The 13445-nt window shown below is 53.7% G+C and carries 13 protein-coding genes and 1 tRNA gene; 7 read left to right on the forward strand and 7 right to left on the reverse strand.

Annotated features, from left to right (window positions below; all coding sequences use genetic code 11):
• Window positions 1–1251: an efflux RND transporter periplasmic adaptor subunit gene (locus Q334_RS19705; protein WP_035461936.1), complete on the reverse strand. Its 1251-nt coding sequence runs from the start codon at window positions 1249–1251 to the stop codon at window positions 1–3.
• A gap of 159 nt (window positions 1252–1410) precedes the next feature.
• Between Q334_RS19705 and Q334_RS0117205 the strand changes: the two genes are divergently transcribed.
• The gene (locus Q334_RS0117205) at window positions 1411–2397 is read left to right on the forward strand and encodes a hypothetical protein (protein WP_027314290.1); all 987 of its coding nucleotides are present in this window, start codon (window positions 1411–1413) and stop codon (window positions 2395–2397) included.
• 17 nt (window positions 2398–2414) lie between these two features.
• On the opposite strand, the gene Q334_RS0117210 is transcribed toward Q334_RS0117205, so the two are convergent.
• Window positions 2415–3137: a hypothetical protein gene (locus tag Q334_RS0117210; protein WP_051527910.1), complete on the reverse strand. Its 723-nt coding sequence runs from the start codon at window positions 3135–3137 to the stop codon at window positions 2415–2417.
• A gap of 227 nt (window positions 3138–3364) precedes the next feature.
• Here Q334_RS0117210 and pdxH point away from each other — a divergent pair, with 227 nt between their 5' ends.
• The 3 genes from pdxH to ccoM all read left to right on the forward strand — a co-directional run bounded on the left by pdxH (window position 3365) and on the right by ccoM (window position 4902).
• Complete coding sequence (gene pdxH / locus Q334_RS0117215) at window positions 3365–4009, forward strand: pyridoxamine 5'-phosphate oxidase (protein WP_027314292.1); 645 nt, start codon at window positions 3365–3367, stop codon at window positions 4007–4009.
• On the forward strand, window positions 4009–4641 hold the full coding sequence (locus Q334_RS0117220; protein WP_035461886.1) for an alpha/beta hydrolase: 633 nt from the start codon (window positions 4009–4011) through the stop codon (window positions 4639–4641). Before pdxH ends, Q334_RS0117220 begins: the two co-directional genes overlap by 1 nt.
• A gap of 153 nt (window positions 4642–4794) precedes the next feature.
• The gene (gene ccoM / locus Q334_RS20640; RefSeq protein ID WP_281173012.1) at window positions 4795–4902 is read left to right on the forward strand and encodes a cytochrome c oxidase subunit CcoM; all 108 of its coding nucleotides are present in this window, start codon (window positions 4795–4797) and stop codon (window positions 4900–4902) included.
• An 81-nt stretch (window positions 4903–4983) separates the two neighbouring features.
• Here the strand turns inward: ccoM and Q334_RS0117230 are convergent, their stop codons facing one another.
• The 3 genes from Q334_RS0117230 to rluA form a co-directional block, all read right to left on the reverse strand.
• A complete protein-coding gene (locus tag Q334_RS0117230) occupies window positions 4984–7329 on the reverse strand; it encodes a putative bifunctional diguanylate cyclase/phosphodiesterase (RefSeq protein ID WP_027314294.1) in 2346 nt (781 codons plus the stop codon).
• Window positions 7316–8365 (reverse strand): polyamine ABC transporter substrate-binding protein, encoded by a 1050-nt coding sequence (locus tag Q334_RS0117235; protein ID WP_027314295.1) that lies wholly within the window; start codon window positions 8363–8365, stop codon window positions 7316–7318. Before Q334_RS0117235 ends, Q334_RS0117230 begins: the two co-directional genes overlap by 14 nt.
• Window positions 8366–8532: 167 nt before the next feature.
• Entirely contained in the window at window positions 8533–9162 is a 630-nt protein-coding gene (gene rluA / locus Q334_RS19710) for a bifunctional tRNA pseudouridine(32) synthase/23S rRNA pseudouridine(746) synthase RluA (protein WP_035461937.1), read from the reverse strand.
• A gap of 92 nt (window positions 9163–9254) precedes the next feature.
• Between rluA and Q334_RS19715 the strand changes: the two genes are divergently transcribed.
• From Q334_RS19715 to Q334_RS0117260, 3 genes are all read left to right on the forward strand, one after another.
• Window positions 9255–9851, forward strand: coding sequence for a gamma-glutamylcyclotransferase (locus tag Q334_RS19715; RefSeq protein WP_081414509.1), 597 nt, complete (start codon window positions 9255–9257; stop codon window positions 9849–9851).
• 163 nt (window positions 9852–10014) lie between these two features.
• Window positions 10015–10326, forward strand: coding sequence for a Nif3-like dinuclear metal center hexameric protein (locus Q334_RS0117255; protein WP_027314296.1), 312 nt, complete (start codon window positions 10015–10017; stop codon window positions 10324–10326).
• 119 nt (window positions 10327–10445) lie between these two features.
• Entirely contained in the window at window positions 10446–10658 is a 213-nt protein-coding gene (locus tag Q334_RS0117260) for a hypothetical protein (RefSeq protein ID WP_027314297.1), read from the forward strand.
• Between the two features lie 79 nt (window positions 10659–10737).
• On the opposite strand, the gene Q334_RS19720 is transcribed toward Q334_RS0117260, so the two are convergent.
• Together Q334_RS19720 and Q334_RS0117270 are read right to left on the reverse strand one after the other, a co-directional pair.
• Window positions 10738–13014: a YgiQ family radical SAM protein gene (locus Q334_RS19720; RefSeq protein WP_051527912.1), complete on the reverse strand. Its 2277-nt coding sequence runs from the start codon at window positions 13012–13014 to the stop codon at window positions 10738–10740.
• A gap of 189 nt (window positions 13015–13203) precedes the next feature.
• Window positions 13204–13290, reverse strand: a tRNA-Leu gene (locus Q334_RS0117270).
• Window positions 13291–13445: the final 155 nt, after the last annotated feature.

Genomic DNA, 13445 nt, shown 5'->3' on the forward strand with positions numbered 1-13445 from the left:
TTATTCCTGTACCCGTACTTTCAGACCGGTCATGGCATTGGCCAGGGCGGTGGTCAGGAGGAGTTGGCCAGCCTGCAGCTCAGGGGCGATGACCAGCGGCCAGCGCTGGCCGCTGGGATGGCGCCATTCTCCCAGTACGCGGACTTCGACCCCTTTTAGGCGGCTGTCCTCAATAATGAAAACACGGCTATTGGCATAGAGTGCCTGCGGGGGGACGGCGAAGCTGTCCTGTCGGGGCGGCAGCTTTAGGGTCAGCTGCAGGCGTCGGCCAAGTTCCAGTTGGGTGTCACCAGGCAGGGCAAAGAAGGCATCCACCCCGCCGCGGCTGGGGTTCAGCTCGCTGGCGAGACGTAATAATGGCAGCTTGGATTGCTCGCTATTTAGTTCGGCTTCAATACTGATGCCCTGCTGCAACAGGGGCTGAAGCTGGGCGAGGAGCTTATCGGCTATCAAAGCACGGACTTCTAAGCGGTCACGAGGGTAAAGGCTGACTAAGGCAGTGCCAGGGCTGACCCGTTCCCCCTGGCTGACATTGACCTTGGCAATGCGCCCGGCAAAGGGGGCGGTGATGGTGGTACGTGCCAGATCCAATTCGGTTTGCTGTAGTTGCGCGCGCAGGCGACTGTGTTGTGCTTTTAACTGCGCCAGGCGGGCGGGGTGATCAGCAATATTTTGGCGCCGACTCAAGAGACTGAGTTGTTGCTGGTGCAGGGCACGCTTGGCTTCATCCAGGTTGACCTGGGCACTGACTTTGCTGGAGGCCAGTTGTTGTTGGCGCTCAACACTCTGTTGGGCCAGTTTGACCAGTTGTTGCTCGCGCTCCAGGGCGCTGAGGTCATTCTGGTGGCGGTTGTATTCTTGCTCGATGCGGGCATCCAGCTCGGCCAACTCGGCCTGGCGCTGTTGCAGTTGCAGTTGCAGGTCGCGTTCATCCAGTTTGATCAGCGGCTGGCCCTGGCGCACGCTGTCGCCTTCCAATGCCAGCACCTCCACCACCTCGCTGCTGCTGGCAGCACTCAGGGTGCTGTAAGCCGGGGTTTCCACTGCACCAAATAGATCGCTCTCCGCTGGGTATTTACCACTTTGCAGGCGCATCGATTGCACCGGCCAGACTTTTTCCTGGATGGGACGGGCAGGAGGTTTGGTTTTACTCTGCTTCAACCAATAAAAAGCGGCCAGAGCCAGTGCGATAACCAAGACGGGTAACACCGCCTTGCGGCCCCAGTCAGATAAACGCCAGGATGCTCCCATGAGCGATAATTCCCTATCAGAGTGGTCAAAAAGGTCGGGGCGAGTATTCCCGTCTCGGGTTACTATAGCTGCCGCACCCATTAGCAGGCAGGGTATTGTGAATTTTCCTATGCAAAGTCGGTGCAAGTAGATGTTGCAAAATGCTACTGAGGAGTCGACATGACTGCTACCTGTGTTTGGCCAGCGGAGTTTCTGGCCCTGTCAGAGCAACAGCGTCATCAGGCAACAGAGGCCACGCTACAGGCGTTTTCCCGCACTCTTGCCAGTCTGCAATTGGATATCGGCCTCAGTCGGGTACTGGAGTCTGTCTATGTGCCTCTGGCTGCTTGGTTGGCGCAGCGCCAGCAGCAGTTGGGACGGCCGATGATTGTTGGAATCAATGGTGCCCAGGGGGCGGGTAAATCTACCCTGAGCAATCTGCTCGAAATTATCCTGACCCAGGGGTTGGCCAAGCGGGTGGTGAATTTTTCCATTGATGATTTGTATAAAACCCGTAAAGAGCGGCAAGACCTGGCGGAGCAGGTGCATCCCCTGCTGCTGACCCGTGGTGTGCCCGGTACCCATGATGTAGAGCTGGGCTTGGATTTGTTGGATTCGCTGGTACATGCCAAGCCTGGGCAGGCAACCAAAATTCCGGTCTTTGATAAGTCGATTGATGATCGCTGTGAGCCTTTGTTCTGGCAGGAGTGGGAAGGCAGTGCCGACTTAATCCTGTTTGAAGGTTGGTGTGTTGGGGCGAGCGCTCAACCTGAGCAGGCGTTGCAGCAGCCGGTGAATAGTTTGGAGGCTGAGGAGGATAGCCAAGGCATTTGGCGGCATTACGTTAATCAGCAATTGCAGGGACGTTATGCCCAGCTGTTTGCCAAGCTCGATACCCTGGTGATGCTGCGAGTGCCGGATATGGAGTCTGTCTACCGCTGGCGTACTCAGCAGGAGCAAAAGCTAGCCGAGCGGGTGCGGATGGTGGGCAGCCATCATGCCACCGAAGGGTTGCGGATTATGGATGAAGCACAGATTCGGCGTTTTATCATGCATTACGAGCGAATTACCCGTTACCAATTAGAAGAAATGCCGCAACGGGCGGAGGTGACCTTGCATCTCAATGCTTTTCACCAGATAGCGCAAATTGATTTGCGCCCGCTGTAGCGAGGTGGCGGGGGCCGTCAAATACCCAAGGGGAATAGCGTCGCGGTGGCCAGGCTTTGGATGGCACGGTTAACGCCCCGTTCCACACCGCCACCACCAATGACGGCCATCATGTCTTGCAGGGCGATCATCTTGCCAAATAGCCGCTCGAAACTCAGGTTGGGGTGGTCAGGGTCAAGGCTGGTACTGAGGAGCCAGGGCTGGCCATCTGGGCCAAGTTTGTTGTGCAGGCGCCAGAGGATAATCTCCAGATTGCGGGCACTTTGATAAAGAGCACGGTCATCTAGACTATCCAGCAGAAAAAATTCGGTACGGTTGCCATAGGCGGCATCCAGCATACCGTTAATACCGGACATCAAGGCAAACACCCGGTCACCCTTAAAGGCAGGATCAAAGGCCAGCTCTACTGCCTGGGTACCGGTTTTCATTTCCAACTCATAAAAGCGCAGAATTCGTGGACGGCGAAATAACATACCAAGCCGGCGTTCCAGACTCATCTGTGGATGTTTGCGCAGTTCTTTTGGGTTGCGTTTGTAGAGTTTAACGGTCAGCTCACGGGTCAGGGCTTCCAGCTCGTCGATGTAGGCATCGGCAATCATATCGACATCGCTCTTGGCCAAATTTTGTAGCCGGGGTTGGGGTAAGGTTTGGCAGCCACCGAGGAGCAAGCTCAACAACAGGGTAGCTAGCAGGGCCAGGGGGAGTCTGAATCTTAGCAAGGCGATATCGAAGTTTGTCATACGGGTGCGGCCAAGATTAGCATAAATTAACTATCCATGAGGGAGGCAGGCTACCTGCCACTACCTAGCGGTGCTAGGCTGCCGACCCTGATATGAGATTATCGGTTAGCCACGACAGAGCTTGATTAATATCAACAGTGTAGTGGGCAGGGAGTCATACCATGCCCTGCTTGGCGGTGCCCAAACCGATCCTTAGGCGGATGCCTGAATACAGAATAGGTAACAATATGAGCGAACAGGATTATCGTGACCTTCGTCGCGAATACGATGCCGAGGCGTTACGCCGCACCATGTTAGCGGCAAGCCCGATGGAACAGTTTGGTCAGTGGCTAGCGGCCGCTCAGGAAAAACATCCGGATGATGCAACCTCAATGTCTCTGGCAACCGTGGACAGCCAGGGTTGGCCCAGTGCACGTATCGTGCTGCTGAAGCATTTTGATGAGCAGGGGCTGGTCTGGTACACCGATACACACAGCCGCAAGGGGCAGGCATTAGCGGCTAACCCACGTGCGGAACTGCTGTTTTATTGGAAAGGACTAGAGCGTCAGGTGCGGATTCAGGGACGAGTGGAGGCGGTCTCCGCTGCCGAAGCGGATCAATACTTTAATAGTCGCCCTTTGGGCAGTCGCTTAAGTGCGGCAGCTTCACAGCAGAGTTCAGTGGTGCCGGATCGTGCGGTGCTGGAGGCGGCGGTGGCGGCAATGCAGGAACGTTATCCGGATGGGCAGGTTCCCCGCCCGGCGCGTTGGGGCGGCTATCGTTTACTGCCACAACGTTTTGAGTTTTGGCAGGGGCGTACTTCCCGCTTGCATGATCGTTTTGAATATGTGCGTCAGGATGACGGCTGGTTGATTCAACGGTTGGCCCCCTGATGCGAGTGCTTGAACCTCAGCAGCCGGCTCGCGCCGCCGTGATTTGGTTGCATGGCTTGGGGGCGGATTGTCACGACTTTGTCGATGTGGTGCCCTTACTCAAGCTTAGCGGCGTGCGTTTTGTTTTCCCGCAGGCGCCGGTCAGGCCTGTCACCATCAATGCGGGCTACGCGATGCCTTCCTGGTATGACATTCTCGCCAGTGGTGCGGACTTTCGCCGTACCGATGTCGCTCAGTTGCAGGAGTCGGTCACGCTGGTGAAGCGCTTGGTGCAGGAGCAGCTTGATGCTGGCATCCCCTCAGAGTCCATCGTGCTGGTGGGCTTTTCCCAGGGTGGGGCGGTGGCGCTGCAGGCGGGGCTAAGCCTGCAGCTGCCCTTGGCGGGGATTATGGCGCTGTCGACTTACTTGCCCTGTGCCGAGTTGCTCAACCCGCCATGCCCACAGCGGGTGGTACAGATGCATGGCCATTACGATACGGTGGTAGGGCCTGAGTTGGCGAAGGCTTGCCAGCAACAATTACAGCAATGGCAGCTGCCCCTGACGAGCTATTGGTATCCGATGGAGCATGAGCTTTGTATGCCTCAAATTGAGGATATGGCTAACTTGCTCCAGCAGTGGCTGCCGACATAAAACGTCTAAAAATTGATCTGGCGCAAGCCTATGCCTGCTTCGCCTGGTTATGCCCCTAAGCGCTATAAGGGATTTGATAGAGGTCAATATTTTTGCCCTCTGCCTGCCCTAGGATGACTGCATGATTTAGCGCTTCGGAGGTTGGTTATGTACATGGATACCATTGTATTCGCAGGTGTGGGCACGGTAGGTTTGATGTTGCTCTTTATGGGTGGCCTGTATCTAGTGCTGAAAAAACAAGCGGAGAAAAAGGGTAAGTAACCCCCGCTCATGCTTGTCCACTTCTCTATACCTGTTATTAAGAGCCTCACCGAGGCTCTTTTTTTATGGCAGGATTTCCCCCTAGAGGCTATTGAGGAAAGGGGTGCCTAGTTGCTGGCGTAGTTGTGGGTAATCCTGCTTTAACCATTCTTGCAACTGCTCCAGACTCATTGGTTTGCCAAGATAATATCCTTGTAAATAGTCGCACTGGCAGGCAATCAGTTGGTGCGCTTGTTCAAGTGTTTCAACTCCTTCTGCAACCACCTCAATTTGCTGGCTATGGCAAAGTTGAATCAAGGCTTGTAATAACCCTTGTTTGTCTGGATGGCAGAGGCGGCTAATAAAGCTACGGTCTAGTTTGATCCGATCTACCGGGTAGTGCACCAGTTGTAAGAAAGAGGTGTAGCCGGTGCCAAAGTCATCAATGGCAATACTGAAACCCAGTTGACGCAGTTGGGCTAGCATCTGATGGGTGTGCTGGTGGCTATGTACTTCGACGGTTTCCGTGACCTCAAGCTCTAGCATGCCTGCTGCCTGGGGGTGAAGGCTGATAAGTTGCTGGCAGTACTCAACAAAACTGCTATTGGCTAACTCGGCTGCTGACAGGTTAATAGCCAGTCTTATCGGGGTGGCATGCAGGGGTTGTAACTTGGGAAAGAGGGAGACTGCCTGCCGCAATACCCATTCATCGATACGTTGATAGAGACCGGTTTGTTCGGCAATCGGAATAAATTCATCCGGCCCTACCCAGCCAAGATGGGGGGAATGCCAGCGTAGTAGCGCTTCAACTCCCTCCAACTCCCCCTGTTTGGAGCAGATAGGCATCAGCACCAGTTTGAATGCCTGGTCATAGTCCATATGGCGTAGCTCATGCTCAATATCCTTATAACGCCGTGAGCGAATGGCCAGCTCCTGTGAGTAGTAAGCGAGTTGGTTACGACCACTGTGTTTGGCTTGATACATTGCCGTATCGGCATTGGTGATGAGCTGACTCAGGCTGTGACCGTCCTGCGGGTAGCGAGCAACCCCGACACTCAGGGTGACGGGAAACTGTCCCAGCTCAAAACGGAAACCTTGGCGAAACAGTTGCAGGAGGCGCTGGCAATATTGCTCGACTTCACCTGGATTGATGTGGCTCACCAGCAAGGCAAACTCATCCCCGGCCAGGCGGGCCAGTATTCCCGGATGTTGCTCAAGCCAGTGTTGGCTGAGTTGTTGTAGTCGCAGCGCGACGGCTTTGAGCAAGGCATCACCGGTTTCATGACCATGTTTATCATTGACGAATTTAAAGTTATCCAGATCAAGATACAGCAGCACGACTTCCTGCTGCTGTTGATGTGCCTGTTCTAGCAGCTGGCAAGCGCGTCGTTGAAAGCTATGGCGGTTCGGTAGTTGGGTAAGGGGGTCGGTATCGGCTTGCTGTTGAGTATTCTGATAAAGGTCAAGCAAGCGGTTATAGAGCTGTTGGAAGCGTCTGGCCAGCTGGCCGATTTCATCATTGCGGGTCACCAGGGTGAGGGGCTGTTGCTGATGCTCCAGTGAGGACATTTCCAGCTCAAGTCGGCTGACAGGATCGGTCACATGTCGCCGCAGTAGATACAGTAATAGCAAGGCTGAGCAGAGGACTAACACGAGTAAACCTAAACTTAAACCCAGTTTTAGGGGGCGCAAGCGTTGGTCTAAATAGTCAGCCGAAGGGGTGAAAATCAGCCAATAGTTCTTATCAAGTGCGAGCTGTTGTTGCAGTGGTGAGCGGCTGGTCGGGAGTGCCTGGGTGCTAAAGTGCCAGCTGGCTAAGTATTGTTGTTGTAAGTCTTGCAGAGCGTTATCGAAGCTTTGGGGTTCGATGGCGGCTTGTAGCACGATGGCGAAGTCGAGTTGGCCGGGCAGTGGGGGCTGTAAGGTGCGGCGATCTAACAGGACGTTGGTGAGTAATAGTGAGTGGCCGGTAGGATCGGACAGATGTTGCCAGTTCTTACTCGTTTTCTCGTTCAACAGGTGCTTAGCCAATTGTTGTTGAGCTGGTGATAGGCTGCTAAAGGGCGAGGCACTTTGCTCATAGTAGTAGAGCGGTTCCGCTTGATTATTGAGTAGTGCCACGGAGACAAAATTGGCTTTCTCGTGGTTTAGCTCGCGAATGCTTTCCTGCAGTTGACGTCCCATCACCATATCCCGCATGGGGGTGCCGGGGGATTGGATCAGGCTACTGAGGTGAGGGTCGCGGCGCACGCTGAAAATCAGGCTGTCGAGAAAGCTGCGGTAACGCTTGAAGTGACTGGCAAGCTCGTGGGTGGCATTACTCAGGCGAGCCTGCTCCATACTGAGGATGGCATCTTTCTGGACCCAGTACACACCCATGGCAACCAATAAATAGCTGCTCAAGAGTACCGGTAAAATAAGGAGAGGGACGCGCTTACTGAGCTTCATGGAGATTTTTTAATGTGCTGAGGATTCGGCTGCGGGTGTTAAGTGCCGCTGGGCTCATGGATGGATAACTTTGGCTTTTTTGCAGGTACTCAGCCGGTGGGTAAATACCGGGGTCTTGTTGAATGTTGAGCGGTAGTAATTGGCGAGCGGTAGCATTGGGGGTTGCGGTACCCAGGTATTCGGCATTGATACGAGCGACGTCAGGCTCCATCAGGAAGTTTTGAAACTGCCAAGCTTGCTGCTGTTGTCTTGAGCTGTTGAGTACTGCCAGGCAGTCAGTCCAGATCAGAGTGCCTTCTTGTGGCAAGCTGAAGCCCCAGGCATCCTCCTGTTCACTCAGGCTATTAAGGGTCAGGTGGTCACTGCTATAGGCCAGTCCCATCACGAGTTTGCTACCCCGTTCAGGTTGTTGAATCAGGCTAATAGGGTAGTCATAGCCAATCAGCATGGGAGCTTGCAAGCGTAACAGTTCAAAAGCATGACGTAGCTCCGACTCAGTTTCGCTATTGATTGAATAACCTAGAGTGAGTAAAGCGGCGCTCAGGGTGTCGCGGCTATCATCTAGCATGCTGATCCGTCCTGCGTAGCGCGGATCAGGTTGCAGTAGCGTTTGCCAGCTTTGTGGCGGAGTGGAGAACTGGTCTTTGCGATAGACAATACCCAGGGTTCCCCACATGTAGGGTAAGGCACTGGTACCACAGCGTTGTTGCCACTGGGGTTCGAGATGCACAAGGTTGCTAAGAGGAGGTTGGGGAGCTAGCCAATCTTGTTGTTGGAAACGTCTAGCTGATTGGGCACCCAGCATGACTAAGTCGAGTTGCAAGCGCTCGGCATCCAGCAGAATTTGGTCTCGAGCTTCATCGCTGTCAAACAGGATCATATCCAACCCTAAGCCACTGCGCTGGTGCCATAGCTCAATTACTTCCGGGCTGAGATAGTCTTCCCAGGTGAGAAATTTCAGTTGGCCCAGATGCGCCGCTTGCGCCGAGACCGCGCAGAGGAACCAAGCTGATACAGCAATGGTGAGGTTACGCATAGCCAATCACCCCGAGTCAGAGCAGGCTCTTTATTTAGCATGCCTAGCATGGTTAATGGGTGCATCGGAGTTTCCTTCAAAGTCAGGAAGATGCCAGATAACACCCCTAGCAGGCGAAGCTGAATTGAAACTGAATAGAGACTGTTTTGGCCGTTACGGCAGGAGAGTTAGAAGGGAATAGGGGCTTCAATACGCAGCTGCATATCATGTTCTGGATGACGGACACTCAGTTGCCAGGCATGTAGATGCAGACGTGGCGCAGCAGCGAGGGCTTGATCATGGGCATAAAACTCATCCCCTAGAATGGGATGGCCCAACGCCTGCATGTGAACTCTAAGCTGATGGGAGCGTCCCGTAATTGGGCGCAGCAGCAGACGTTGGCCGCAGGTATGCTGGGCCAGCACCTGATAGCGGGTTTGAGCGTTTTTGCCGTGCTCGAAGCAGACCATTTGGCGCGGGCGGTTGGGCCAGTCGCAGCGCAAAGGGAGATCCACCAGACCCTGCTCGGCGTTCATGTTTCCCCATACATCGGCAATATAAGCCTTGCTGGGTTGGCGTAATTCAAATTGACGTTTGAGGTGGCGCTCTGCGCTCTTGGTTAGTGCCAGCAGCATGATGCCACTGGTACTCATATCCAGCCGATGCACCGCTTCGGCTTGCGGATGAAGTTGACGGATGCGGCTTAACACCGAATCATGGCGTTCGGGGCCGCGCCCCGGCACTGAAAGGAGGCCACTGGGTTTGTTGACGATGACGAGATGCTCATCTGCAAAGAGAATGGTTAAATCCGCGCTCAAACCGCTGTTCCTCTGGTTTTGAATGACCTCGCTCATCGCCAATAGTAACTCTATGCCGGGGCATCCTGGTAGTTGCATCAATAGGAGCGTTTATGACTTTGGCCATACCTCAGCCACCCGCACAGCAGGAATTATGGGTGTTTGCCTATGGCTCGTTAATCTGGAATCCGGGCTTCCATTATCAAGAAGTGCGGGAGGCTCGTTTGTATGGTTACCATCGAGCCCTTTGTGTTTGGTCGATTGAGCATAGAGGTACTCCAGAGCAGCCAGGGTTAGTGTTTGGCCTGGATAAGGGTGGTTGTTGCCGTGGCCGGGTATACCGGGTGGAGGATGCTCAGCAATGGCAGGTATTAAGTTACTTAGCCAAACGAGAGTTGCTGACAGCGATCTATCAGCCGCGTTATCTGCGCGTACATACCGCTGAAGGCGTGGTAACGGCGCTGTGCTTTTTGGCTAATGCTGAACATCCCCAGTATGCCGGACGTTTATGTCCGGAGCAGGCAGCATTGGCGGTGGCAATGGCGGCGGGACATAGTGGACGTAGCTTGGATTATTTGCGTAATACCCTGTCAGAGTTAAATTTACGTGGCTTGCGGGATGCTCGTTTAGAGCATATCTGTGCTCAGGCTCAGCATTGGGATAGTCAGTCCGAGCGGCCGCTAGTTGAGTTTCCCAGTTTTGCGAACTAAACCCTGATTGAAGTCTGGGGCTGAGCAAAAGGTGAATGATGAAGGAAGGCAAAGAGGCTAAAGCACGTTCAACCTGCATGCTTTGCCGCCGTTTAAGGGTGCTGGTTATCTTGGTGGTGATTGGCATGATCCTGTTGGTTTTACAGATGAGTCCTTGAAGTCGATGTATAAGTTGGCGTTTTTTGTTCCCGAAAGTCATTTGGAAGTGGTCAAGCAAGCCTTGTTTGCCTGCGGAGCAGGGCGCATAGGTGAATATGACTGCTGCTGTTGGCAAGTTAAGGGGATAGGGCAGTTCCGCCCGTTAGCGGGTAGTCAGCCTTATCTTGGTCAGCAGGGGCAGATTGAGCAGCTAGAAGAGTGGAAAGTAGAGCTAGTCGTTGAGGATGCTTTGGTTGCTAATGCAGTGACTGCATTGAAGGCTGCGCATCCCTATGAAGAGGTGGCCTATGAGGTGTGGGCACTGGCAGATTTTTAACCAAAATCGGCACAAGGGGGCTGTACTCAGCGGCTTAAGCTAGATATAAAGATCGCGCTTGCCTGCTGGTGGCGTCCGTCACTGGCTACTGGATTCTGTGTTCTCATGTGGTTGGAGGTATGGCAGCCATGCGTTGGGAGATTGAACGCCTTGAAGAGCAAATCGCCCAGGTAGAAAAGCGTCTCGATTGGGCGTTGTCACGTGATGATGAAGTTGCTCAGCAAAAGTTAGAGACGCAGCTAGAGGGGTTGGAGCGTCAACTTAGGCAATTATTAGGAGCGCGTGAGCCAATGATTGTTGCTGAGGTTGAGAGTAGCGAAGCGGAAGATTAGCACGGCGTTTAACCTCATGGGGATTAAACGCCGTACTAGTGCTGGCAAGCCCAACACTAGGTGCAGACGGGAAAGTAAATTACTGCCCGGGACGAGGCTGGGACTTCTTCGGTTTACGTTTAGCCACTGGCTGGGCAGGCTTAATGGCTTTGCCGGTTGCTGGGGCTTTGCTGCTGTTTTTACTGCCAGGCTTCTTAGTCGTACCGGAGTGAGTGCCAGCGCGGCCAGTATTGGCCTGTGCTCGGTTGCCCTTGTTGGCTCCCTGCCCATGGGGGCGCTGACTACCGGCCTTACCGCGTTGGTAGGCAGGCTCTTCCGGTGGCACCAGGCAGTGTTCCCCGTGACCAATCAGATCGCTACGGCCCATGTCGGTTAATGCTTGACGCAGTAAGGGCCAGTTACGCTCATCGTGATAACGTAAAAAGGCTTTTTGTAAGCGTCGCTGCTCGTATTCCCTGGGAATATAGAGCTTCTCTGACTTGTAGTTTACCTGACGCAAGGGATTGCGACCGGAGTGGTACATGGCAGTAGCCAGAGCCATCGGTGAGGGGTAAAAGGTCTGCACCTGATCGGGGCGGAATTTATATTTCTTCAGCCAGCGGGCCAGATTCATCATGTCTTCATCTTCACAGCCAGGGTGGGCCGCGATGAAGTAGGGGATCAGATACTGCTTCTTACCTGCTTCTTTGGAATAACGCTCAAACATCTTTTTGAAGGCGTCATAGGTGCCCATGCCAGGCTTCATCATTTTTGACAGGGTGCCTTCTTCGCTGTGTTCAGGAGCAATTTTCAGATAACCCCCCACATGGTGGGTGACTAGCTCCTTCACATACTCCGGATCTTCAACGGCAATGTCGTAACGTAAGCCTGAGGCAATGGATACGGTATGTACCCCATCTATCTTGCGGGCTTTGCGATAAAGCTCGGTAGTGGGGCTATGGTCGGTGTTCAAATGACTGCAGATGGTCGGATACACACAGGACAGCTTACGACATGAAGACTGGATGTTCGGGTCTTTGCAGTTGAGCCGGTACATATTCGAGGTGGGGCCACCCAAATCGGAAATGGCGCCGGTAAAGCCTGGCACTTTGTCACGAATCTCTTCAATTTCATTAAGAATCGACTCGTGGGAACGGCTTTGAATAATCCGCCCCTCGTGTTCTGTAATCGAACAGAAGGTACAGCCACCAAAGCAACCGCGCATGATATTGACCGAGAACTTGATCATGTCATACGCCGGAATCTTATGGCCATCATACTTGGGATGGGGAACGCGTTGGTAACTGAGACCAAAGACAGCGTCCATTTCCTCGGTTTCCAGCGGAATGGGAGGCGGATTGATCCAGAGCTCCTGATTACCGTGGCGCTGCATTAATGCCCGGGCGTTATGGGGGTTGGATTCCAGATGCAGAATGCGTGATGCATGGGCATAAAGCGCAGGATCCTTGCTGACCTTCTCATAAGAGGGCAAACGGATATAGGTGGTTTCCGGTAGGCGTTCTTTGCCTTTAAGTGGCGCAGGAATAATGCGTAAAGGCTGAGCTTCGGTGCTGTTTTGCTTGTTGCTTTTGCAGCTTTCTGGCTCGGCGGGCTGTTGTTCATACTCGTAGGGGTTGGGCAGCTTGTCGATATTGCCGGGCCAATCAATACGGGTAGAGTCGACTTCAATGTAGCCGGCAGGCGGTGCATCCCGCAGTACCGCTGTTCCGCGCAGATCGGTAATGTCGCGGGCTTGCTCGCCACGGGCAATGCGATGACTCAGTTCGACCAGTGCACGTTCGGCATTGCCGTATAGCAAGATATCGGCGTTGGCATCAATAAGGACGGAGCGGCGAACTTTGTTGCTCCAATAGTCATATTGCGCGATACGGCGCAGACTGGCCTCGATCCCGCCAATGACTACGGGGGTGTCTGGATAGACTTCTTTACAGCGCTGGGTGTAGACGATGACCGCCCGGTTGGGGCGTCGGCCAGGTTCGCCGTCCGGAGTGTAGGCGTCGTCGTGGCGCGGTTTGAGATCAGCGGTGTAATGGTTGATCAAGGAGTCCATGTTGCCGGCAGTGACGCCGAAGTAAAGATTGGGTTTGCCCAACGCCATAAAGGGCTCTGGAGAGCGCCAATCCGGCTGATCAATAATGCCAACACGAAAGCCCTGCGCCTCCAGCAGGCGACCGATGACCGCCATGCCAAAACTGGGATGATCGACATAGGCATCCCCGGTGACGATGATGATGTCACAGCTATCCCAGCCAAGGGCGTCCATCTCCGCACGGGTAGTCGGTAAAAAGGGTGCAGTGCCGAAACACTCTGCCCAGTACTTGGGATAGGAGAAGATATGGGGGGCTGTTTTGACCATGGTCACTACTGGAGACTAATTAAAAGAAGGGGCTAATAATGCCAGAAAATAGCCAGGATGTCTTAGTAAAGCTGAGCTAATTGGTCAGGAATTAAGCGCAGGTATGGTGCAGCAAAGAGAACGAACGGGATGGTAGAAGTCTGTATGGGAAAACAAAAAAGGCCTGCATCGCTGCAAGCCTTTTAAGTTTGGTACCAGTGGCCGGACTCGAACCGGCACGCTTTTAAGGGCAGTGGATTTTGAATCCACCGTGTCTACCAATTCCACCACACTGGCAACATTGTCAGACTATGCGTACTCAACACACATCTGTCAGACCGCGACTGCGGTATGTGCGGCGTATTATAGGGAGTTGTTGCTGTTGGTCAATCGTCTTTAATAAAAAATTGTTAGATCAGTGGTTTAGCCACAACGAAGAGGAAAGTACGGGC

Origin of the sequence: Balneatrix alpica DSM 16621 (assembly GCF_000619885.1) — a bacterium.
Classification (GTDB): Bacteria; Pseudomonadota; Gammaproteobacteria; order Pseudomonadales; family Balneatricaceae; genus Balneatrix; species Balneatrix alpica.

Bases quoted from the DNA above. Each gene is read 5' to 3' on its own strand.
- Q334_RS19705 (WP_035461936.1), bottom strand. From the start codon at position 1,251: ATGGGAGCATCCTGGCGTTTATCTGACTGGGGCCGCAAGGCGGTGTTA.
- Q334_RS0117205 (WP_027314290.1), top strand. From the start codon at position 1,411: ATGACTGCTACCTGTGTTTGGCCAGCGGAGTTTCTGGCCCTGTCAGAG.
- Q334_RS0117210 (WP_051527910.1), bottom strand. From the start codon at position 3,137: ATGACAAACTTCGATATCGCCTTGCTAAGATTCAGACTCCCCCTGGCC.
- pdxH (WP_027314292.1), top strand. From the start codon at position 3,365: ATGAGCGAACAGGATTATCGTGACCTTCGTCGCGAATACGATGCCGAG.
- Q334_RS0117220 (WP_035461886.1), top strand. From the start codon at position 4,009: ATGCGAGTGCTTGAACCTCAGCAGCCGGCTCGCGCCGCCGTGATTTGG.
- ccoM (WP_281173012.1), top strand. From the start codon at position 4,795: ATGGATACCATTGTATTCGCAGGTGTGGGCACGGTAGGTTTGATGTTG.
- Q334_RS0117230 (WP_027314294.1), bottom strand. From the start codon at position 7,329: ATGAAGCTCAGTAAGCGCGTCCCTCTCCTTATTTTACCGGTACTCTTG.
- Q334_RS0117235 (WP_027314295.1), bottom strand. From the start codon at position 8,365: ATGCGTAACCTCACCATTGCTGTATCAGCTTGGTTCCTCTGCGCGGTC.
- Q334_RS19715 (WP_081414509.1), top strand. From the start codon at position 9,255: ATGACTTTGGCCATACCTCAGCCACCCGCACAGCAGGAATTATGGGTG.
- Q334_RS0117255 (WP_027314296.1), top strand. From the start codon at position 10,015: ATGTATAAGTTGGCGTTTTTTGTTCCCGAAAGTCATTTGGAAGTGGTC.
- Q334_RS0117260 (WP_027314297.1), top strand. From the start codon at position 10,446: ATGGCAGCCATGCGTTGGGAGATTGAACGCCTTGAAGAGCAAATCGCC.
- Q334_RS19720 (WP_051527912.1), bottom strand. From the start codon at position 13,014: ATGGTCAAAACAGCCCCCCATATCTTCTCCTATCCCAAGTACTGGGCA.